Source organism: Streptomyces sp. NPDC059398 (assembly GCF_042751845.1).
GTDB lineage: Bacteria > Actinomycetota > Actinomycetes > Streptomycetales > Streptomycetaceae > Streptomyces.
The window spans coordinates 21,274-42,078 of the sequence record NZ_JBHYWP010000074.1 but is presented as its reverse complement, the minus strand read 5'-3'; the positions used below and the strand labels follow the sequence as shown (position 1 = coordinate 42,078).

At 71.4% G+C, this 20,805-nt stretch carries 20 protein-coding genes; 12 read left to right on the top strand and 8 right to left on the bottom strand.

Going from position 1 to position 20,805, the window contains the following annotated elements; translation table 11 throughout:
- A partial coding sequence (locus tag ACFXBC_RS24165) for an AraC family transcriptional regulator N-terminal domain-containing protein (RefSeq protein ID WP_385028092.1) occupies positions 1-1,065 on the bottom strand: 1,065 nt, incomplete at its 3' end.
- A gap of 125 nt (positions 1,066-1,190) precedes the next feature.
- Here ACFXBC_RS24165 and ACFXBC_RS24160 point away from each other — a divergent pair.
- Positions 1,191-2,246, top strand: a complete 1,056-nt coding sequence (locus tag ACFXBC_RS24160) for an aldo/keto reductase (RefSeq protein WP_385028089.1) — start codon at positions 1,191-1,193, stop codon at positions 2,244-2,246.
- A gap of 96 nt (positions 2,247-2,342) precedes the next feature.
- Here ACFXBC_RS24160 and ACFXBC_RS24155 read toward each other — a convergent pair whose 3' ends face one another.
- Positions 2,343-3,506 (bottom strand): hypothetical protein, encoded by a 1,164-nt coding sequence (locus tag ACFXBC_RS24155; RefSeq protein ID WP_385028086.1) that lies wholly within the window; start codon positions 3,504-3,506, stop codon positions 2,343-2,345.
- The gene (locus tag ACFXBC_RS24150; protein WP_385028083.1) at positions 3,503-4,465 is read right to left on the bottom strand and encodes a 5-dehydro-4-deoxyglucarate dehydratase; all 963 of its coding nucleotides are present in this window, start codon (positions 4,463-4,465) and stop codon (positions 3,503-3,505) included. Before ACFXBC_RS24150 ends, ACFXBC_RS24155 begins: the two co-directional genes overlap by 4 nt.
- A 330-nt stretch (positions 4,466-4,795) precedes the next feature.
- Between ACFXBC_RS24150 and ACFXBC_RS24145 the strand changes: the two genes are divergently transcribed.
- From ACFXBC_RS24145 to ACFXBC_RS24115, 7 genes are all read left to right on the top strand, one after another.
- Positions 4,796-5,620 carry an NAD-dependent epimerase/dehydratase family protein gene (locus ACFXBC_RS24145; RefSeq protein WP_385028080.1) on the top strand — a complete coding sequence of 275 codons (825 nt, stop codon included), beginning with the start codon at positions 4,796-4,798 and terminating at the stop codon, positions 5,618-5,620.
- Positions 5,621-5,858: 238 nt separating this feature from the next.
- A complete protein-coding gene (locus ACFXBC_RS24140; RefSeq protein WP_385028078.1) occupies positions 5,859-6,626 on the top strand; it encodes a DeoR/GlpR family DNA-binding transcription regulator in 768 nt (255 codons plus the stop codon).
- A gap of 54 nt (positions 6,627-6,680) precedes the next feature.
- The gene (locus ACFXBC_RS24135) at positions 6,681-8,048 is read left to right on the top strand and encodes an ABC transporter substrate-binding protein (RefSeq protein WP_385028075.1); all 1,368 of its coding nucleotides are present in this window, start codon (positions 6,681-6,683) and stop codon (positions 8,046-8,048) included.
- Positions 8,045-8,998, top strand: coding sequence for a carbohydrate ABC transporter permease (locus ACFXBC_RS24130; RefSeq protein ID WP_385028072.1), 954 nt, complete (start codon positions 8,045-8,047; stop codon positions 8,996-8,998). Before ACFXBC_RS24135 ends, ACFXBC_RS24130 begins: the two co-directional genes overlap by 4 nt.
- Positions 8,995-9,852, top strand: coding sequence for a carbohydrate ABC transporter permease (locus tag ACFXBC_RS24125; RefSeq protein WP_385028070.1), 858 nt, complete (start codon positions 8,995-8,997; stop codon positions 9,850-9,852). The genes ACFXBC_RS24130 and ACFXBC_RS24125 overlap by 4 nt, the downstream gene beginning before the upstream one ends.
- Complete coding sequence (locus ACFXBC_RS24120; protein ID WP_385028067.1) at positions 9,849-10,847, top strand: zinc-dependent alcohol dehydrogenase family protein; 999 nt, start codon at positions 9,849-9,851, stop codon at positions 10,845-10,847. The genes ACFXBC_RS24125 and ACFXBC_RS24120 overlap by 4 nt, the downstream gene beginning before the upstream one ends.
- A gap of 157 nt (positions 10,848-11,004) precedes the next feature.
- On the top strand, positions 11,005-12,264 hold the full coding sequence (locus tag ACFXBC_RS24115; protein WP_385028064.1) for a TerD family protein: 1,260 nt from the start codon (positions 11,005-11,007) through the stop codon (positions 12,262-12,264).
- Positions 12,265-12,306: 42 nt separating this feature from the next.
- On the opposite strand, the gene ACFXBC_RS24110 is transcribed toward ACFXBC_RS24115, so the two are convergent.
- Complete coding sequence (locus tag ACFXBC_RS24110; protein ID WP_385028061.1) at positions 12,307-13,518, bottom strand: pyridoxal phosphate-dependent aminotransferase; 1,212 nt, start codon at positions 13,516-13,518, stop codon at positions 12,307-12,309.
- Positions 13,519-13,606: 88 nt separating this feature from the next.
- On the opposite strand from ACFXBC_RS24110, the gene ACFXBC_RS24105 reads away from it, so the two are divergent.
- Both ACFXBC_RS24105 and ACFXBC_RS24100 read left to right on the top strand, forming a co-directional pair.
- Entirely contained in the window at positions 13,607-14,260 is a 654-nt protein-coding gene (locus ACFXBC_RS24105) for a winged helix-turn-helix transcriptional regulator (protein ID WP_385028058.1), read from the top strand.
- A gap of 187 nt (positions 14,261-14,447) precedes the next feature.
- Positions 14,448-14,603: a hypothetical protein gene (locus ACFXBC_RS24100; RefSeq protein ID WP_203600932.1), complete on the top strand. Its 156-nt coding sequence runs from the start codon at positions 14,448-14,450 to the stop codon at positions 14,601-14,603.
- Positions 14,604-14,724: 121 nt separating this feature from the next.
- Here ACFXBC_RS24100 and ACFXBC_RS24095 read toward each other — a convergent pair whose 3' ends face one another.
- From ACFXBC_RS24095 to ACFXBC_RS24085, 3 genes are all read right to left on the bottom strand, one after another.
- Positions 14,725-14,928: a DUF6011 domain-containing protein gene (locus ACFXBC_RS24095; RefSeq protein WP_385028097.1), complete on the bottom strand. Its 204-nt coding sequence runs from the start codon at positions 14,926-14,928 to the stop codon at positions 14,725-14,727.
- Positions 14,929-15,005: 77 nt separating this feature from the next.
- Entirely contained in the window at positions 15,006-15,593 is a 588-nt protein-coding gene (locus ACFXBC_RS24090; RefSeq protein WP_385028055.1) for a TetR/AcrR family transcriptional regulator, read from the bottom strand.
- A gap of 216 nt (positions 15,594-15,809) precedes the next feature.
- Positions 15,810-16,040: a CarD family transcriptional regulator gene (locus ACFXBC_RS24085; RefSeq protein ID WP_164267523.1), complete on the bottom strand. Its 231-nt coding sequence runs from the start codon at positions 16,038-16,040 to the stop codon at positions 15,810-15,812.
- 106 nt (positions 16,041-16,146) lie between these two features.
- Here ACFXBC_RS24085 and ACFXBC_RS24080 point away from each other — a divergent pair, with 106 nt between their 5' ends.
- Positions 16,147-16,914, top strand: coding sequence for an SDR family NAD(P)-dependent oxidoreductase (locus ACFXBC_RS24080; protein ID WP_385028051.1), 768 nt, complete (start codon positions 16,147-16,149; stop codon positions 16,912-16,914).
- 244 nt (positions 16,915-17,158) lie between these two features.
- Here the strand turns inward: ACFXBC_RS24080 and ACFXBC_RS24075 are convergent, their stop codons facing one another.
- Positions 17,159-18,619, bottom strand: coding sequence for a hypothetical protein (locus ACFXBC_RS24075; protein ID WP_385028048.1), 1,461 nt, complete (start codon positions 18,617-18,619; stop codon positions 17,159-17,161).
- 227 nt (positions 18,620-18,846) lie between these two features.
- Between ACFXBC_RS24075 and ACFXBC_RS24070 the strand changes: the two genes are divergently transcribed.
- Entirely contained in the window at positions 18,847-20,691 is a 1,845-nt protein-coding gene (locus ACFXBC_RS24070) for an endonuclease/exonuclease/phosphatase family protein (RefSeq protein WP_385028045.1), read from the top strand.
- Positions 20,692-20,805: the final 114 nt, after the last annotated feature.

Sequence of the window (20,805 nt, the reverse complement as noted above, 5' to 3'; positions counted from 1 at the left end):
GGCGTGCCCCCCCGCAGATATGTGGTGGGGGCGCGCGGGGGGGGCCGCCCCCCAGCAGCCCGCGCCGCACCCCGCATGCCCGCCCCCGGGGCCGGATCGAGGAGCGGGGGTGAGGTCCGTCGGCCCGGTCCGGGGCGGCGGGCCCGGTGCCGTGTGCCGGGCCGCGTGCCGGCCGGGCGGTGCGCCGAACTCCTTGCGGTATTCGCGGCTGAACTGCGACGGGCTTCCGTAGCCGACCCGGTGGCCGGTCTCCGCGACCTCCACCGGTCCTGCCATGAGCAGGGCGTGCGCCTCCCGCAGCCGGATCTGCCTCTGGAACTGGACCGGGGTCATCGAGGTCGCGGCGCGGAAGTGCCGGTGGAAGGCCGACGGGCTCATATGGGCCAGCTCCGCGAGGTCCGCGACGCGCAGGGGTTCGTCGTAGTGCCGGCGGATCCAGCGGATCGTACGGGAGACCCGGGCGATGGAACTGTTGGCCAGGCCGATCTGCCGGACCAGCGCGCCCTGGTCACCGGTGATCAGGCGCCACAGGATCTCCCGCTGGATACCGGGCGCGAGGACCCGGAGGTCGTCGGGGCGCCCCAGCAGACGCAGCAGCCGGACGACCGGATCGAGCAGTTCGGACGTGGCGTCGCTGACCACGAGGCCCGGCGAGAGGGGCGGCTTCGCGGTGCCGGGGGTCTCCAGGAGCAGCGGTGCGATCGCCATCGGGTCCAGCGTCATGCTGAAGACGGCGAAGGGCTCGTCATCCGTGGCCTCCAACGCCTGGCCGGTGACCGGCAGTTCGACCGGGACGACGAGATACTGCCCGGCGCGGTAGTCGTGGGGGACACCGTTCAGGACCGTGCGCTTGACACCCCGGGCGACCACCGCGAGCGACGGCTCCGACATCGCGCTCACCGGGAGCGTGGGCCGGTTCGCGCAGGTGAGGGCCACACCGTCCAGAACCCATGTCTTCCGCACCGGTCTGCCACCGGCGTGGCGCACGATCAGCGTCCGCAGCTCGGCGAGAAGCTCCGCGGCCCGCGGGGCGGACCCGGTGGGCGGCGCCGTGTCGTCTGTCATGGCGCGATAAGAGCAGAGTCGGCAGGATCGTGCAAGCGGGTGGCGGGATACGTCTACCGGGCGGGCGGAACCGCGTGATGGGCTGGCAGGAATCTGCATGACGAAGCCGCCGGAGGCATGACGTAATGAAGCGCAGGACCCTCGGATCGACCGGAATGTCCGTCAGCGAACTCACGCTCGGCGCGATGATGTTCGGGAGTCTGGGCAACGCGGACCACCGGGACGCGATCCGTATCATCCACTCCGCGCTCGATGCCGGAATCAATGTCATCGACACGGCGGACGTGTACTCCAGGGGCGAGTCCGAGGAGATCGTCGGCAAGGCCGTCGCGGGCCGCAGGGACGGCCTTGTCATCGCGACCAAGTTCGGACGGCCGATGGGCGAGGACCCCAATCTGCGGGGCGGTTCGCGGAGGTGGATCGTCCGTGCGGTCGAGGACAGCCTCCGCAGGCTCGGTACCGACCACATCGACCTCTACCAGATCCACCGGCCCGACCACGCGACCGGGATCGGCGAGACGCTCTCCGCACTGTCCGACCTCGTACAGGCGGGCAAGATCCGGGCGTTCGGCTCGTCCATGTTCCCGGCGGAGATGATGGTCGAGGCCCAGTGGACGGCGGAGCGCCGGGGCACCCACCGCTTCCTCACCGAGCAGCCCATGTACTCCGTCTTCACCCGCAGGCCGGAGGCGGCCGTGCTGCCGACCGCCCAGCGCCACGGGATGGGTGTGCTCACCTTCAGTCCGCTGAACAGCGGCTGGCTCTCCGGGCGCGCGGATCTGCCGTCGACCCACCGGGCCAGGCTGATGTCCTCCGCCCTGCCATCGGCCTACGATGCGTCCACCCCGGCCGGCCGGCTGAAGTCCGCCGCGCTCGCGGAGCTCACCGTGCTCGCCGACGAGGCGGGGATGACGCTGCCGCAGCTCGCGGTCGCCTTCGTCCGTGCGCACCCGGCGGTCAGCTCGGTGCTGATCGGCCCCCGTACCCAGGAGCAGCTGGACGGGCTGCTCCCCGCCGCTGGTTTCGATCTTCCGGACGAGGTCCTCGACCGTATCGACGAGATCGTCCCGCCCGGGACCGATCTGGACCCGGCGGACAACTACGCGGCCGCACCCCCCGCGATCGAGGACGCGAGGCTGCGCCGCCGGCCGGAGCGCGGCGGCCCGGGGCCCGCCCGGTAGCCGGGGAACGGCCGCCTCCCGCGATGCGCCGGCGCTGCCGCCGCCGCTCGTGGCGGGCACCCCCGGCCGCCGCATCGGCCCTCGTACGTCCGGGGGTCAGGACAGCGCGGCCCGTACGAGCGCGAGATCGGCGTCGGACGCCAGTCCGGCGTGGTAAAGCCGCAGTTCGGTCGCGCCGAGTCCGGCGGCGCGGGCCGCGTCATCCGCCAGGGTGCCCGGACTGCCGCCCATGCCGGAGACGACGGTGAGGTTGGCGGCGAGCACCGTGCGGTCGGTGCGGTGCACCGCGAAGGGGGCGAGCAGCGCGGGCCCACTGGTGCAGGGCACGACCACACCGTCGGCGACGCCGAGGATGTGCTCGGGGTCGACTCCCGCGTTGGCCCCGCAGTGGTGGGCGGCCGGGTCGGCGTGCAGCAGCACCTGGAAGCCCGGCGGGGCCGCGGCCCGCACCGCGGCGACGGTCTGCTCCTGGAGCGTCCTGGCGGTCCTGGTGCGCCACTGGAGGACGGCCGCCGCGGTGTCCGTCCCGAGCAGCTCCCCGATCGCGGCGCCCCCGGCGCCGGCCGGTGCGCCGGACCACCCCGGCTCCAGCGCCCGGCGTACGGTCGCACCCAACTCGTCGGCGTCCAGGCCGAGTCCGCCGTATCCGGCCGCGCAGTCGGGGCAGAAGCAGAGCGACATCAGATACTGGCCCGCGTCGCCGAGGCCCACTCCGGCGATCTTGTCGTGGGCGTGCAGATGGGCGAGCCCGTACCAGCCGAGCGACTCCAGTTCGGTGCCGTGCGACCCGGGCCGCACCGCTGCCTCCACGGCCAGGTCGGTGAGGTAGGCGCGGGTGGCGGGCTGGGCGATGCAGGGGGCCCAGGGGTAGCGGTCCCCATAGGCGTTGACCACAGAGGTCCGTGGATGCTCGGCGCCCAGCCGGGAGTTGTGCGCGAGGACCACCCAGGTGTGGACCTGGAGACCGGCCGCGGTCAGCGCGGCGGCTGCCTCCCCGTACGGATCGGGGGCAGGCGCCCAGGACCCGGCCGGGTAGGGGCGCAGCTCCCGCCCGGCCCACCGCTCCGGGGACGGCGGGTAGAGAACGGACGCGTGCTCCGCGGTGACGATCCGGTGGCCGGGGTGGCGCGGGGTCAGGGCGCGGGTGGAGTGGTAGGCGGAGGCGAGCGTGGTCTGCTGGACGCCGAGGTCCGCGATACGGGCCGGGGCTTCCGGGTCACCGACGACGTCCCAGGGATAGAGGAAGGCCGAGGTCCTCATGCCCGCTCCCCCGGCCTCGCAGCGCCCGCCGGGACGGCCAGCGCTGCCCGGCCCCGCTCGATGACGGCGGAGAGCTGCGCGATGTGCCCGGGGGACGGCTCACCGAGCGGCGGGCGGACCTCCCCGACCTCCAGGCCGCCGAGCCGCACCCCCGCCTTGACCAGCGACACCGCGTACCCGGGCCGCTGGTTGCGCAGCTCGACGAGCGGCCGGTAGAAGGTGTCGAGCAGCCGGTTCACGGTCGTGTCGTCGCCGGAGCGCAGGGCGCGGTAGAAGGCGAGGGCGATGTCGGGGGCGAAGCAGAAGGCGGCGGACGAGTAGAGGGTGACGCCGATGGCGCGGTAGGAGAGCGCGGTGAGTTCGGCGGTGGGCAGCCCGTTGAAGTAGAGGAAGTCACGGCCGGGCAGTTCGGTGCGGACCGCGCTGATGGTGCGCTGCATCAGATCGAGGTCGCCGTACCCGTCCTTGAGCCCGATGATCCCGTCGACCTGGGCGAGGGCCACCACTGTCGCGGGGGTGAAGACCGCGTTGTCCCGCTGGTAGACGATGACGTCGAGCGCGGTGGCCGCCGCGAGCGCGGTGTAGTGGCGTACCAGGCCCTCCTGGCCCGCGCTGACCAGATACGGCGGCATGGCGAGCAGCCCGTCGGCGCCCGCCTCCTGCGCGGTCCTCGCGAACTGGACGGCGAGGGCGGTGCCGTACCCCACACCGGCGACGACGGGCACCCGGCCCGCGCTCACCTCGGCCGCGGCGGCGACCGCCGCGCCGTACTCCGCCAGGCCGAGCGCGTGGAACTCGCCCGTGCCGCAGCAGGCGAAGACCGCGGCCGCTCCGGCGTCGATGCCGTTGCGCACATGCGCGCGGAGGGCATCGAGGTCGACGGCGCCGTCCGGCCCGTAGGGGGTCACGGGGAAGAACAGCAGACCGTCGAGCCGGCCGGCGAGCGGGGCTGAGGACACGGGCGCTCCCTGGGTCGTCCAGTCGTGCACAGTTCCGATCCCCGTGCACCATTCTGATCAGTGTCTATATCTCTGAACTCCGCCACGCTAAGCCAGCAGGACGAGGGCGGTCAAGACGGGAAACCCCACCACAGAACCAGAATCCGCAGCTCCGCGCGACACACTTGACGGTCCCGGCAGGGCTCCTTAGTTTGTCCATACATGTGAATTCCAGCCACTCCTGAATACGTACAGGACCCCCGCGACCGGTCCGCCACCGCGGGCCGTGGCCGTCCCGTCCGACGTACCGATCCGACGCACTGATCCGACGCACCGAGGAGAGACCCGCCCATGCCCGCTCCCCGCACCGTCCTGCTCACCGGAGCCGCCGGAGGGCTCGGCACCCTGATGCGGGACCTGCTGCCCGCGTACGGATACGAACTGCGTCTCTTCGACGCCGTACCGGTCGAGGGCGAACCCTCCGCGATCACCGCGGACCTGGCCGACAGGGAGGCGCTGCGCGAGGCGGTACGGGGCGTCGACGCCGTCATCCATCTCGCCGGCATCTCCCTGGAGTCGTCCTTCGACAAGATCCTCCGGGCCAACATCGAGGGCACGTACAACCTCTACGAGGCGGCCCGCGAGGCGGGCACCGGACGGATCGTCTTCGCCTCCTCCAACCACGCGGTGGGCTACACCCCGAGCCCCGGGCCCCAAGTCCCCGCCGCCCCGGACTCGTTGATCCCCATCGACACCCCGCGCAGGCCGGACACGTACTACGGGCTCTCCAAGTGTTTCGGCGAGGACCTGGCCCAGCTGTACTGGGACAAGTTCGGCCAGGAGACCGTGTCCGTGCGGATCGGCTCCTGCTTCGCCGAGCCGGTCTCGGTACGGATGCTGTCGGTCTGGATGAGCCCCCGGGACGGCGCGCGGCTCTTCCACGCCGCGCTGACCGCCGACGGCGTCGGCCACTCGGTGGTCTACGGCTCGTCTGCCAACACCCGTATCTGGTGGGACCTCTCGTCGGCGCGGGCCCTGGGATACGAACCGCAGGACGACTCCGAGCCGTACGCGGCGCGGCTCATCGCCGAACAGGGCGAACTCGACCCGCGGGACCCGGCCCACTCCCACCTCGGCGGACCGTTCCTCACCGACCCGCCGATCTGGCCGCACTGACCGGCCTCCGCCCGGTCCCCGCACTCGGGCGCCCGCATCCGGGCAGTGAACGGGCCCGTCCGGTACGCCGGACGGGCCTTTGTCATGCCCGGACGGGCACACCGCACCAGGTCGGGCCGGTGCCGACGCTGCCGGAAACGGGCAGGAACGGTCATGATCAAGACCGTTCCTGCCCTGTTCACACCATCCGGACGGCTGTACAACTCTCCACACAGCCAACGGAAGCCGAGGAGTTCCAGTGTCAGTGAGCGCGGAGGAGCGCCGCCGGGAGATCGTCCGGGCCGCCCGCACGACGGGCTCGGTCGATGTCACCGAGCTGTCCGCGCGGCTCGGCGTGGCCAAGGAGACCGTCCGCCGTGATCTGCGCGCACTGGAGGACCACGGGCTGGTCCGGCGTACGCACGGGGGCGCCTACCCGGTGGAGAGCGCGGGCTTCGAGACCACACTGGACTTCCGTACGACGATGCATGTGCCGGAGAAGCGCCGGATCGCCGAGGCCGCGGCCCAGCTGCTCGGGGACGCCGAAACGGTCTTCATCGACGAGGGGTTCACCCCGCAGCTGATCGCCGAGTGCCTGCCGCACGACCGTCCGCTGACCGTGGTCACCGCCTCCCTGGTGACCGCCGGGGCGCTGGCGCTCGCCGAGCGGACGACGGTCCTGCTGCTCGGCGGCCGGCTGCGGCCGGGCACGCTGGCCACCGTCGACCACTGGACGACCCGGATGCTCTCCGGCTTCGTCATCGACCTGGCCTTCATCGGCGCCAACGGGATCTCCCGCGAACACGGTCTGACCACACCCGACCCGGCGGTCGGCGAGGTCAAGTCGCAGGCGGTCAGGGCCGCCAGGCGCCGGGTGTTCGCCGGGAACCACACCAAGTTCGGTGCGTCGAGCTTCTGCCGGTTCGCCGGCGTCAGCGACTTCGAGACCATCGTCACCAGCACCCTGCTGCCCGCCCCCGAGGCGCACCGCTACTCCCTGCTGGGACCGCAGGTCATCCGGGTCTGAGCCGCCCGGCCGCCCGCCGTTCCGGAAACCCCCAACCACCACGAGGAGCGATCCATGCGAAGCCCGAGCCGACGGAGGCCGCGCGCACTGCTCGCGCTGGCCGCATCGGGGGCGCTGCTCATCAGCCTGTCCGGCTGCTGGACCGGCGCCGGAGGAAGCGGGTCCGGCGGGAACTCGATCAATGTGCTGATGGTCAACAACCCGCAGATGACGGAGTTGCAGAAGCTCACCGCGGCCCACTTCACCCGTGAGACGGGCATCAAGGTGAACTTCACCGTGCTGCCCGAGAACGACGTACGGGACAAGATCAGCCAGGACTTCGCCAACCAGGCGGGCCAGTACGACGTCGCGACGCTCTCCAACTACGAGATCCCGATCTACGCCAGGAACGGCTGGCTGCACGACCTCGGCCGGTACGCGGCCAAGGACACCGCCTTCGACCAGAAGGACATCCTGCCCGCGCTGCGGCAGTCGCTCACCGGGGACGACAAGAAGCTCTACGGTGAGCCCTTCTACGGCGAGTCGTCCATGCTGATGTACCGCAAGGACGTCTTCGCCCAGAAGCATCTGACCATGCCGGCCCACCCCACCTGGCAGCAGGTGGCCTCGCTCGCCGCGAAGGCGGACGGAGCGAAGGCGGGGATGAAGGGCATCTGTCTGCGCGGCCTGCCCGGCTGGGGCGAGCTGGCCGCCCCGCTGACGACGGTGGTCAACACCTTCGGCGGCACCTGGTTCGACAAGAACTGGAAGGCCAGGCTCGACTCCCCCGCCTTCAGACAGGCCGTCGGCTTCTACGTGAAGCTGGTACGCGAGCACGGCGAGTCCGGGGCCGCGCAGTCCGGGTTCGCCGAGTGCCTCAACGACCTCACCCAGTCCAAGACCGCCATGTGGTACGACGCGACATCCGCCGCCGGTTCGCTGGAGTCGGCCAAGTCCCCGGTCAAGGGCAAGATCGGCTATGTACCCGCGCCGGTCGAGAAGACGGACAGCTCCGGGTGGCTCTACACCTGGGCCTGGGGCATCCAGAAGACGTCCCGCAACCCTGACAAGGCCTGGAAGTTCATCTCCTGGGCGTCCAGCAAGCAGTACGAGGAGCTGGTCGGGAAGGTGAGCGGCTGGTCGGACGCCCCGGCGGGCAAGCGCGCCTCCACCTACGCCGACCCCGCGTACCGGAAGGCGTCCGCCGCCTTCGGGGACGTCACGCTCAACGCCATCAAGGGCGCCAAGCCCGACAACCCCGGGATCCAGCCGCGCCCCGCACCCGGTATCCAGTTCGTCGGCATCCCCGAGTTCACGGACCTCGGCACCAAGGTCTCCCAGGAGATCAGCGCGGCCATCGCCGGGCGCCAGTCCGTCGATTCGGCCATCGCCGCATCCCAGCGGCTCGCTGCGAAGATCGCGAAGGAGTACGAGGGACGATGACAGCGACCACCGCTCCCACCGCACCACGCGCGGTGTCCCCTCCCGGCCCGACACCCCCGCCGGGCAACCGGCTGCGCGCCTGGGCCACCCGGGCACCGCTGCTGCCCGCCCTGATCTTCATGATCGTCGTCACCCAGCTGCCCTTCGTGGCGACGGTGGTCATCTCCTTCTTCAACTGGAACGCGCTCTACCCGAAGGCCAGGCACTTCACCGGGTTCGCCAACTACTCCGACGTACTCACCGATCCGGACCTGCGCAAGTCGGTCCTCACCACGGTGGTGCTGACCGTCGCGGTGGTCCTCGTCAGCCTGGTGCTCGGACTCGGACTCGCCCTGCTCCTCGACCGCCGCTTCAAGGGCCGGGGATTCGTCCGTACGCTGCTCATCGCGCCGTTCCTGCTGGTCCCCGTGGCGGCCGCGCTGCTCTGGAAGCATGTGCTCTACAACCCCGAGTACGGGCTCTTCAACGGGCTGCTGCACTGGGTGGGCGGCGGGGGCGCGCCACAGCCCGACTGGGTGTCGAACACCCCGCTGCTCGCGGTCGAGGCGGCGCTGATCTGGCAGTGGACTCCGTTCATGATGCTGATCCTGCTGGCCGGTCTGCAGAGCCGCTCACCGGAGCTGATCGAGGCCGCGCGGATCGACGGCGCGGGCAACTGGCAGATCTTCCGCCATCTGACCCTGCCGCATCTGCGCCGCTACCTGGAACTGGGGGCGCTGCTCGGCTCGATCTACATCGTGCAGAACTTCGACGCCGTCTTCACCATCACCTCGGGCGGTCTGGGCACCGCCAACCTGCCGTACACCGTCTACCAGGCCTTCTACCAGGCGCACGAGAACGGACTAGCGTCCGCCGCCGGGGTCCTCGTCGTCATCGGCACGATCATCATCGCGACCTTCGCGCTCCGCGTGGTCTCGTCCCTCTTCAGCGAGGAGGCATCACGCGCATGAAGTCCGCAGACACGGCGGCGCCCCGGGGCGCCGCCCGCACCGGGGGCACCCTGCTCGGCCTGGCGGCCTGGCTGGCCGGGATCCTCTTCTTCCTGCCGATCGCCTGGATGGCGCTGACCTCCTTCCACGCGGAGACCGACGCGGCCACCAACCCGCCGTCGCTCGCCGCCTCGCTCACCCTGGACGGCTACCGCGACTTCTTCGGCGCGGGCGGCGGCGCGAGCCCCTGGCCCGCACTGGCCAACTCCGCGGTGGCCTCCATCGTCTCGACCCTCTGTGTGCTGGTGCTGGCGCTGCCGGCCGCGTACGCGCTCTCCATCCGGCCGGTGAAGAAGTGGACGGACGTCCTCTTCTTCTTCCTCTCCACGAAGATGCTCCCGGTGGTCGCCGGGCTGCTGCCGATCTATCTGTTCGCCAAGAACACCGGGATGCTCGACAACATCTGGATGCTGGTCATCCTCTACACCTCGATGAACCTGCCGATCGCGGTGTGGATGATGCAGTCGTTCCTCGCCGAGGTGCCGGTGGCGGTCATCGAGGCGGCGCGGGTGGACGGCGCGAGACTGCCGGTGGTCCTCTCCCGGATCGTCGCGCCGATCTCCGCGCCCGGGATCGCGGCCACCGCGCTGATCTGCTTCATCTTCAGCTGGAACGAGCTGCTCTTCGCCCGGGTGCTCACGGGTGTCGTCGCCGAGACCGCGCCCGTCTTCCTGACCGGCTTCATCACCAGCCAGGGCCTGTTCCTGGCGAAGGTGTGCGCCGCGTCGCTCGTTGTCTCCCTGCCGGTGCTCGCCGCGGGGTTCGCCGCCCAGGACAAGCTGGTCCAGGGCCTTTCGCTCGGAGCCGTGAAATGAAGGCAGCCATCGTCGAATCCGTCGGCAAGGTCGTGTACGGGGATGTGCCCGACCCCACCCCCGGACCGCGCGACGTGATCGTCGAAGTGGCCGCCTGCGGGCTGTGCGGGACCGATCTGCACATCCTCCAGGGCGAGTTCGCGCCCACCCTGCCGGTGGTGCCCGGCCATGAGTTCGCCGGCACGGTCGTGGCGCTGGGCTCCGACGTCACCTCGCTGGCCGCGGGCGACCGGGTGGCCGTCGACCCGTCCCTGTACTGCTTCGAATGCCGCTACTGCCGTATCGGGCACAACAACATGTGCGAGAAGTGGGCGGCGATCGGGGTGACCACCGCGGGCGGCGCGGCCGAGTACGCGGTGGCGCCGGCCGCCAACTGCGTGAAACTGCCGGACCATGTGAGGACCGAGGACGCGGCGCTGATCGAGCCGCTGTCCTGCGCGGTACGCGGTTACGACGTGCTCAACAGCAGGCTCGGCTCGCATGTGCTGATCTACGGATCGGGGACGATGGGGCTGATGATGCTGGAGCTGGCCAAGCGGACCGGCGCGGCCAGCGTGGACATGGTCGACATCAACGAGGAACGGCTGGCCACCGCCCGCGGCCTGGGCTGCTCATCGGCGGCGAGCGGCGCGGACGAGCTGGAGCGGGCCGGCCGGGGCTGGGACGTCGTCATCGACGCGACCGGCAACGCGGCGGCCATCCAGGACGCCCTGGGGCGGGTGGCGAAGGCCGGGACGTATCTGCAGTTCGGTGTTGCCGACTACGCGACACGGGCGACGATCGACCCGTACAAGATCTACAACCAGGAGATCACGATCACCGGCTCGATGGCGGTGCTGCACAGCTACGAGCGGGCGGCCGAGCTGTTCGCCGCCGGGGTGCTCGACCCCGGGGTCTTCATCAGCGACCGGCTGCCGCTGGAGAGCTACCCGGCGGCGCTCGACCGCTTCAAGGCGGGCATCGGGCGGAAGATCGTGGTGCTGCCCGGGAAGTGACCGGGTGCCGGAGACACGGGTGGCGGGTGCGCTTGCGTGGGAGCGGGCGCGGGGTGAACGGGCTTACGGGCGGCGAGCGTACGGGCGGTAGAAGTGGCTTCATCGTCCCGGGAAAGTTTCAAGGAACCGTAAAGCTCCGCCGCTCGTTCCTCCGGACATGACCGCAATGACCCCAGGCTCGAACATCCCGCTCCCGCTCCCCCGCGTCGCGGTGGACGTGGCGGCTCCGGTGCGGCTCGACGTGTCGGGCCTGCTGCTCACCGCCGACGGCAAGGTGCGCTCGGACGATGACTTCATCTTCTACAACCAGCCGTCGGGGCCCGGTGTCGGCCACCGCTCCGGCGGCGGCTCCGCGCCGGACGCGATCGTGGTGGACACGGCCGCCGTCCCCGCGGGCATCGACAAGATCGTGATCACCGCGAGCCCGGACGCGGCGGGCCAGACGTTCGAGGGCATCGAACCGACGGCCACCGTCCGCTCCACGGACGACGGCAGCGTCCTCGCCACCTTCACCCCGCCCCGGCTGGGCACCGAGACCGCACTGGTCATCGTGGAGATCTACCTCCGCAACGGCGCGTGGAAGGTGCGCGCCGTCGGCCAGGGGTACGCGAACGGACTGGCCGGTATCGCGACGGACTTCGGCGTGTCGGTCGAGGAGCCCGCCCCAGCCGCACCGCCCGTACCGGCGGCCCCGTCGGCGCCACCTGTCGCGCCCGCCCCCGCGGCGGCCCCAGCGGCCCCGCCCGCCCCGCCGATGCCGTCCGCACCGCCGGTGGATCCCCGGGTCGCCGTCGCGGCTCCGCCCGCCGCCGCGCCGCCGACCCCGCCCGCGGGCTCCGGCCGGATCAACCTGGACAAGGGCCGGGTCAGCCTCCAGAAGAACCAGACGGTCTCCCTGGTCAAGGGCGGCAAGCCGCTGCTGTCCCGGGTGAAGATGGGCCTCGGCTGGGAGCCGGCCTTCCGCGGCAAGGACATCGACCTCGATGCCTCGGTCATGGCCTTCGGCCCGCAGCGCAACCACCTCGACAGCTGCTACTTCGGCAAGCTCTCGATCCTCGACGGTGCGGTCAAGCACTCCGGTGACAACCTCACGGGCGAGGGCGCGGGCGACGACGAGGTGATCGTGGTCGACCTCGGCAAGGTCCCCGCCGAGGCCACCGCCCTGTTCTTCACGGTCAACTCCTTCACCGGCCAGAAGTTCACCGAGGTCTCCAAGGCGTACTGCCGGCTGATCGACGCGGCGAGCGGGGAGGAGCTGGTCCGCTTCGACCTGACCCGCACCGAGGCGCAGACCGGGGTGCTGATGGCCAAGCTGATCAGGCAGTTCTCCGGCGAGTGGGAGATGACGGCGGTGGGCGACTTCGTGAAGTCCCGTACGGTCCGGGGCATGGTCAAGCCCGCGGCGCAGGCGCTGTAGGGCGGCGGGCCGGGCACCGGAGGGCGGCAGCCCGGCCGGACGTCACTGGCGGTAGCCGGCCAGGAAGCGCCCGATGCGGCTGATCGCCGCGTCCAGATCGTCGGCGTGCGGCAGCGTCAGGATCCGGAAGTGGTCGGGGCGCGGCCAGTTGAAGCCGGTGCCCTGCACCACCTGGATCTTCTCGCGGAGCAGCAGGTCCAGGACGAACTGCTCGTCGTCATGGATCCGGTGGACCTCCGGGTCCAGCCGGGGAAAGGCGTAGAGCGCGCCCTTCGGCTTCACACAGGAGACGCCCGGGATCTCGTTGAGCCTCTCCCACGCCCGGTCGCGCTGCTCGTGCAGCCGGCCGCCCGGCACCGTCAGATCCCTGATGGACTGGCGCCCGCCCAGTGCGGCCTGGATGGCGTACTGGGCGGGGGCGTTGGCGCACAGCCGCATGGAGGCGAGCATCGTCAGCCCCTCCAGATAGCTCTTCGCGTGCTGCTTGGGTCCGGAGACGACCAGCCAGCCGGACCGGAAGCCCGCGACACGGTACGACTTGGACAGACCGCTGAAGGTGAGGACCACCAGGTCGGGTGCGAGGGCCGCGGCCGAGTGATGGACGGCGTCGTCGTAGACGATCTGGTCGTAGATCTCGTCCGCGAAGACCATCAGTCCGTGGCGGCGGGCGAGATCGAGGATGCCCTTGATGATCTCGGGCGGATAGACCGCGCCGGTGGGGTTGTTGGGGTTGATGATCACCACCGCCCTGGTGCGGTCGGTGATCTTCGACGCCATGTCGCCGAGGTCCGGGTACCACTCGGCCGACTCGTCGCAGAGATAGTGCACCGCCCGCCCGCCGGCCAGCGTGGTGACGGCCGTCCAGAGCGGATAGTCGGGCGCGGGGACCAGAATCTCGTCCCCGTCCTCCAGGAGCGCCTGGACCGCCATCGAGATCAGCTCGGAGACACCGTTGCCGAGGAAGACGTCGTCGACGGTGACCTCGGGCATCCCGAGCGCCTGATAGCGCTGGGCGACGGCCCGCCGGGCCGAGAGGATGCCGCGCGAGTCGGTGTAGCCGTGCGCCCGGGGCAGCATCCGGATCATGTCCTGGACGATCTCCTCGGGCGCCTCGAAACCGAAGAGGGCCGGATTGCCGGTGTTCAGCCGCAGCACGCTGTGCCCGGCCTCTTCCAGTGCGTTGGCATGGTCGATCACCGGGCCCCGGATCTCGTAGCAGACGTCACTCAGTTTGTTCGACTGACGGAACTCCATGCCGTGGCCCTCCCAGGTCTCACTTGCTTCACTTGGTTTTACCAAGTGGCAGCTTGGAAAGTCCAACTTTCTGTCTAGACTGCGGTGCATGCCACGCCGAAGTTACGACCAGTACTGCGCAGCCGCCCGCGCGCTCGACGCCGTCGGGGACCGCTGGACCCTGCTGATCGTCCGCGAACTCCTGGCGGGCCCGCGCCGCTACACCGACCTCCACGCCGACCTGCCGGGTGTGAGCACCGACGTGCTCGCCTCCCGGCTCAAGGACATGGAGCGCGAGGGGCTCGCGACCCGGCGCAGGCTGCCGCCGCCCGCACCCGCCTCCGTGTACGAGCTCACCGCACGGGGTGCGGGGCTGCTGCCCGTCCTCACCGCGCTCGCCGACTGGGGCGCGCCCGCGCTGGCCGAGCGGCGGCCGACGGACGCCCTGCGCGCGCACTGGTTCGCCATTCCGCTGGCCCGGCATCTGCCGGGGCTCGGACTCGGTCCCGGGGTGGTGGAGGTCCGGATGGACGAGGGTGTGTTCCATGTCCGCACCGACGGCGGCGAGCCGCTCTACGGCGACGGTCCGGCCGAGCGCCCCGACGCCCGGCTGACCCTGGACGCCACCACCTGCATCGCGGTCGGCGACGGCAGCCTCACGCTCGGCAAAGCGGTACGGGACGGCCGCGCACGGCTCGAAACCGTGGCGTACGGCGCGCCGCAGGGGGCATCTGCCGGGGCGGGCGCGCACGGGCCGGAGTGAGCCGGGTCGCACCGCGCGAGGGCAACCCCGCAGTCCCGAACTCCGTCCTCATAAAGGCCCGTTAAGGCCGTCGAACCCCCTGCCGCCGGGTATGAGTGACGGACAACACGCCCTTATACGGAACACGTGACCGATACCACGTGCAGATGAGGGTTAACTGTCAGTGGCAGGCCGTAGCCTTGTTCGTATGTCCACCACCCCTTCCGCCTCGCAGGCCAACGACGCCATCCGCAGGCTCGTCGATGCCCAGACGACGGACGGCGAGTGGCCATCGGAGGACTACGAAGTCCTGCTGCTCGAATGGGCCGCCGCGATACAGGGCGGCATCGAGCCCGCGGCCTGAACCGCCACGGTCCGAGCCACTACCGCCTGAGCAATCACAGCCTGCGCCACTACAGCCTGCCGCGACCTGCCACAGAGGTGCGCCGCCCAGGCACAGCCAGCCGGATGTACCAGCCGGTGTCTCACTCCAGTCCGGGGATCGGATCCTGATCCACCCCGTGCCGGCGTGTCCGGATGTCCGGCCGCGCCGGGTGCAGTTTCGCGTCGCAGGCCGGGCCGAGCCCGGCGCGCCGTGAGGCCGGGCCGGTCAGCGGCCGGCCGCACATCCGGCACAGCACCCTGCGGTCGCACTCCTCCGATCCGGCCCCGTCCGCCGTCCCCTCCACGCTCCCGGCCGTACCCCCGGCCCCGGCCGTGACCCCGGGCAGCTCATCGGGTCCGCCGTCCACCGTGCCCGTTCCGCTCACCGGGACATCGCCTGCCGGTCCTCGCCGCCGATCCCCTCGATCAGCAGCGTGAGATAGCGGCGCACATCGGGCGCACCGTCCGCGCCGATCTCGGCCGCACAGGCCACCGCATGCGTCAGCCGCAGCATCTCCGCGGGCTCCAGGTCGGCGCGCGCGGCGCCCGACTGCTGTGCGGCCCTGAGCAGATCGCCCGCCGCACCGCCCAGCCGGCCGCCGCAGTCCGAGACGACCGGTGTACTGCCGTCGGCCATCGCGGCGCTGAGCAGCGCCTTGAGGCCCCGCAGACGGATCAGCTGCTCCGCCAGCTTCTGCAGCCACTCCGCCAGCGCCGCACCCGGCGTCCGGTCCGACGCGCCGAACTCGGCTGCCTGGTCCGCGAGTTCGGCGATGCTGTCGGCGTACACCTCGCCGAGGAGATCCTGTCGCGTGGGGAAGTGACGGTAGAGCGTGCCGGAGCCGACGCCCGCGCGCTTCGCGATGTCGTCCAGGGAGGCGTCCACGCCGCGTTCGGTGAAGGCCAGGGCCGCCTCCTTCAGGAGGCGTTCGTAATTGCGGCGCGCATCGGCCCGCATCGGCTTCGGCATCAGCTGCTCCTCGCGGACCGGGATGTCTCCGTCACTGTCGTCCTGGCCGCCCGGCACACCGGGCGGCCGGCCCCGCGGTGTCACCCGCGATGTCAACGGAGCGGTGACCTGGCATGGCTCCGGGTCACCGCACACCGCCCTGACAGCAGGTTCCGGCGGCCGGTCCACGGCTGCCCCGCCGGGTCGCCCTCGCCGCGCTCGCCGTCCCCGCCGGGCTCAGAGCTTGGTCAGCTTGGCGTAAGGGCTGAGGATCCTCCCCTGACGCCCGGAGAAGTCGATGAGCACAGCGTCATTGTCGCCCTCGATTCCGATGACTCTTCCGAGCCCGAACTGATCATGCGAAACACGGTCGCCCACATCGAAGATCTCGATGGGTGCGGCGGCCTGGGCCGGGCGGTTGAAGGGACTGGAGGGCAGGTGGCGCCGGGAACCGGCTGACTTAGTCATTGCGCTCAGTATGCGCCCGCGAGACCGCCTCACGCCATGTCTGTCCCGCCGTGGGACGCTGGAGGCCGGGATTTTCCGAACAGGTATTCCCTGCGATGATCAGGGCATGGAATTCCCCGCAACCGGTCGTCGTGTCCTCATCACTGGTGCCTCCCGCGGCCTGGGCCGCGCGGTCGCCCGTGCTTTCGCCGCCAACGGAGACCGGGTGGCCGTGCACTTCGGCACCCGGGAGGAGGACGCGCGGGAGACGCTGGCCGCGCTCCCCGGGTCCGGCCATGTCCTCGTCGGCGGCGACCTCTCGGACCCGGTGGTGGCCGCCGAGGTCGCCGGGCGCGCGGCCGACGGCCTCGGCGGCATCGACGTACTGGTGAACAACGCCGCCGTGAACGTCCGCCATCCGCTGCCCGGGACTCCGTACGAGGAGTGGGTGACCGTCTGGCAGCAGCACGTCGGCGTCAATCTGCTCGCCACCGCGCATCTCAGCCATCTCGCCGGACGCCGCATGATCGACGCGGGGAACGGCGGCCGGATCGTGAACATCGGCTCGCGCGGCGCGTTCCGCGGGGAGCCCGACCATCCGGCCTACGGCGCCACCAAGGCGGCCGTGCACGCGCTCGGCCAGTCGCTGGCCGTCTCGCTCGCACCGTACGGAATCGGGGTGGCATCGGTCGCGCCCGGCTTCTTCGAGACCGAGCGGGTGGCGGACCGGCTGAGCGGCGCCGGGGGCGAGGCGATCCGGGCGCAGTCCCCGTTCGGCCGGGTGGCGTCGCCGGACGAGATCGCGGCCGCGGTGCTCTGGCTGGCCTCACCGGCCGCCGAGTGGTCGTCGGGCACCGTACTCGACCTCAACGGAGCCTCCTACCTGCGGACTTGAGCGTCCCCGGGCGGGTCCGCCGCCCCGCCCGGGGCACGGCCTCTCACCGGACCGCCCCGGCGCGGCGGCACCGCACCCGCACGCCTCATCCGCACCACCGGGAACCCCCGCACCGCTACGGTCCCCCCGCCGCACGAACGCGGCCCCACACCACGAACGCCCCGCTCCGCCCCGGCACACTGTCAGGCAGCCCTGCCGGGCCCCCGGCACCGTCAGGCCCGGGACACCTGACCCGTCGCCGTCGTCAGGCCCGGGACCTGGCCTTGAAAGCCGCCTTGCGGGCGTCCTTCGCCGCCTTACGGTCCGGGTGCAGCCGTCCCATCGCCTCCAGCACCTCAGCCGTCGCCGGGTGCTCCACCCGCCAAGCCGCGTCGAAGAAGCCGCTGTGCTGACCGGTCAGTCCCTCCACGAGCCCCTGGAGCTCCTCGACCTCACCGTCCGCGTCCAGCTGGGCGGCCAGCGTGTCGATGGCCAGCCAGAAGATCATCGACTCCGGCGGCGCGGGCACATCGGCCGCGCCCCGCTCGGCGAGCCAGACCCGGGCGAGCCCGCCGAGCTCCGCGTCGTCGAGCACCTCGCGTACCTCTTGCTCCGCCGCTTCGTCGGCCACCAGCGAGAGCGCCTGCTGACAGTGCAGCCGCCGCAGCGGCGCGCCCCGGTCGGCGCCCCGCGCGGCCGACAGCAACTCCTTTGCTGCGGCGGCCGGTTCACGGCCGGTGAGCCACAGTACGGTCTCGGCGCGGCCCGCTGACTCCGGGAAGCGCGCGAGGGCGTCGAGCAGGGCGCCCGCGTCCTTGTCCGCCAGCTCACCGACGGCGGGCGCGTCCAGGCCCGCTTCCAGCATCCGGGCCCTGATCCCGTACAGACCGAGCGGGGTGAGCCGCACCATGCCGTACCGGGAGACGTCCTCGTCGTCCACGGGGCGTTCCGGGGCCCCCGGCCCCTCCGCGGCCTCGGCCTCATCGGCCATCAGGGCCTCGTCGACCGGGTGGTACTCGACGAGACCGATCGGTTCGAGCAGGCTGAACTGGTCGTCCAGGCGCATCATCGCCTCCGACACCTGCTCCAGTACGTCGTCCGTGGGCTCCCCCATGTCATCGGGGACGATCATCGAGGCAGCCAGCGCGGGCAGCGGCACCGGGGCGTCCTCGGCGCCGGTCTCCGTCACGGTGAGCAGATAGAGGTTGCCCAGAACGCCGTCGAGGAACTCCGCCTCCGCCTCGGGGTCCCACTCCAGCTTCGCGAAGTCGATCTCGCCGTCGTCGCCCACCAGATCGGCGAAGTCGTCGAACTGCGGGGCGATGGCGTCGGCGTGCACGGTCTCCAGACCGTCGAGCCAGAGCGCCAGGATCTCCTGGGGGCTGCCCGATGTGATCAGGGCCAGCTGCTCACCGGGGGCCGCCGTCCCCTCGCCGTTCTCGTCCTCGGCCTCCTCGACATCGACGAGACCGGTGTCGACGGCGAGCCGCCACGCCTCGCTCGCCAGAGCCGCGCCGTCCTCGTCCGCTCCGAGACCGAGCTCGGCGGCGGCCGCGGGCAGCTGGTCGTCGACCAGCTCGCCCCCCGCGCCGACGCGCGTGCCGGGACCGGCCCAGCGGGCCAGCCGTACGGCCCGGGTGAGGAGGGGCGCGGCCAGCGCGTCACGTGCGAGTTCCGCTTCGGAGTTCAGCCGCACCGGCGGCAGGGTGGGGCGGTCTCCGGACATCGGTGGTTCTCCTCGGGACTGAGACCGACCGGCGACAGGGCGCGGTCTTCGGGCATACGGTTCGGGCGCCCCAGCGTAGACGCATTTCGACCCATGCCACCTGGTTCATGTACCCGTCAGCCTTCGTCCACCTCGTGACCCTTGACAACTCCCCTCCGCACACAAGAGATTGACGCGCGTAGAACGTATCCCCGCTCCACTCCACCCTCACCTCCGGAGTTCTGTAGATGCGCGCTCTTCCCGCATTCCCCCGTACAAAACCGGCCGCCGTGACCGCCGTCGTCACGGCGGCGCTTGCGGCCGGTCTGCTCGCCGTCACCCCCGCGTCGGCCGGTGCGGCCGGCGTCAGGATCCATGACATCCAGGGCAGGACCCGGCTCTCCACGCTGGCCGGGAAGACGGTGACCGGAGTGCCCGGCATCGTGACCGGGGTGCGGACGTCCGGCTCCAGGGGCTTCTGGTTCCAGGACCCGCACCCGGACTCCGACCCCGCCACCAGCGAGGGTGTCTTCGTCTTCACCAGCTCCGTGCCGACCGTCGCGGTGGGCGACGCGGTCACGGTCTCCGGCACGGTCGACGAGTACGTACCGGGCGGTGCGGCGTCCGGGAACCAGTCGGTCACCGAGATCGGCAAGCCGACCGTCACGGTCGGCTCGTCGGGCAACGCGCTGCCCGCCGCGACCGTCATCGACTCCCGTGACATACCCGGCACGTTCGCCCCCACGGGCGACAGGGCGGCGGGCGGCAGCATCAACGGCCTCACACTGCGGCCGGACAGGTACGCACTCGACCGCTACGAGTCGCTGGAGGGCATGAACGTCCGGATCGGGACCTCCCGGGTGACCGGCGCGACCGACTCCTACGGCGAGCTGTGGGTCACGGTGAAGCCGGACGAGCGCCCGACACCGCGCGGCGGCACCCTCTACAACGGGTACTCCTCGCAGAACACCGGACGGCTGATGGTCCAGTCGCTGGCCCCCGCGTCCGCCGGGGCGTTCCCGGCGGCGAACGTCGGGGACTCGCTGACCGGTACGACCGAGGGCCCGCTGGACTACAACCAGTTCGCCGGTACGTACACCGTGGCCGCCCGGCAGCTGGGCACCGTCAAGACCGGCCGGACCAGGCCGGAGGTCACCCGCAAGCAGAGGAAGGACGAGCTGGCGGTCGCCACGTACAACGTGGAGAACCTGGACCCGACGGACCCGCAGAGCAAGTTCGACAAGCTGGCCGCCGGGATCGTGGACCATCTCTCGTCGCCCGACATCGTGGCCATCGAGGAGGTGCAGGACAACGACGGCGCCAAGAACGACGGTGTGGTGGCGGCCGATGTGACGGTCGGCAAGTTCATCGACGCGATCGTCGCCGCGGGCGGCCCGCACTACCAGTGGCGCTCCATCGACCCGGTCGACCTGGCGGACGGCGGGGAGCCGGGCGGCAACATCCGCCAGGGCTTCCTCTACAACCCGGACCGCGTCGGCTTCACCAGCCGCCCCGGCGGTACGGCGACCAACGCCACCGGTGTCGTCTCGCAGGGCGGCAAGGCGGCGCTGACCTACTCCCCCGGCCGGGTCGACCCCGCCAACCCCGCCTGGAAGGACAGCCGCAAGCCGCTCGCCGGGGAGTTCACCTTCCGCGGCAGGAAGGTCTTCCTGGTCGCCAACCACTTCTCGTCGAAGGGCGGCGACCAGGCGATCGACTCGCAGTACCAGCCGCCCGCCCGCAGCTCCGAGACGGCCAGGCACGAGCAGGCCAAGGCCGTGAACACCTTCGTGAGGAAGATCCGTTCGGCGCAGAAGGACGCCGAGGTCGTGGTCCTCGGTGACCTCAACGACTTCGAGTTCTCCGACACCGCGAAGATCCTCACCGCCGGGAAGGCACTCTCGGCGACGGCGTACTCACTGCCGGCGAACGAGCGGTACTCCTACGTCTACGAGGGGAACTCGCAGATCCTGGACCAGATCCTGGTGAGCCCCTCGGTCCGGAGGTACCAGCTGGACATCGTCCACATCAACGCCGAGTTCGCCGACCAGAACAGCGACCACGACCCGAGCGTGCTGCGCTTCCGTCCGTAGCGCGCCGGGGGGGGGGGGGCCCGGGGGGGGGCGGGCGCCCCGCCGGCGCCGGGGCGCCCGGCTGGGCCGCCGCCGGGGGCCGCGGCGCGGGGGGGAGCGCCGCCGGCGCGGCGG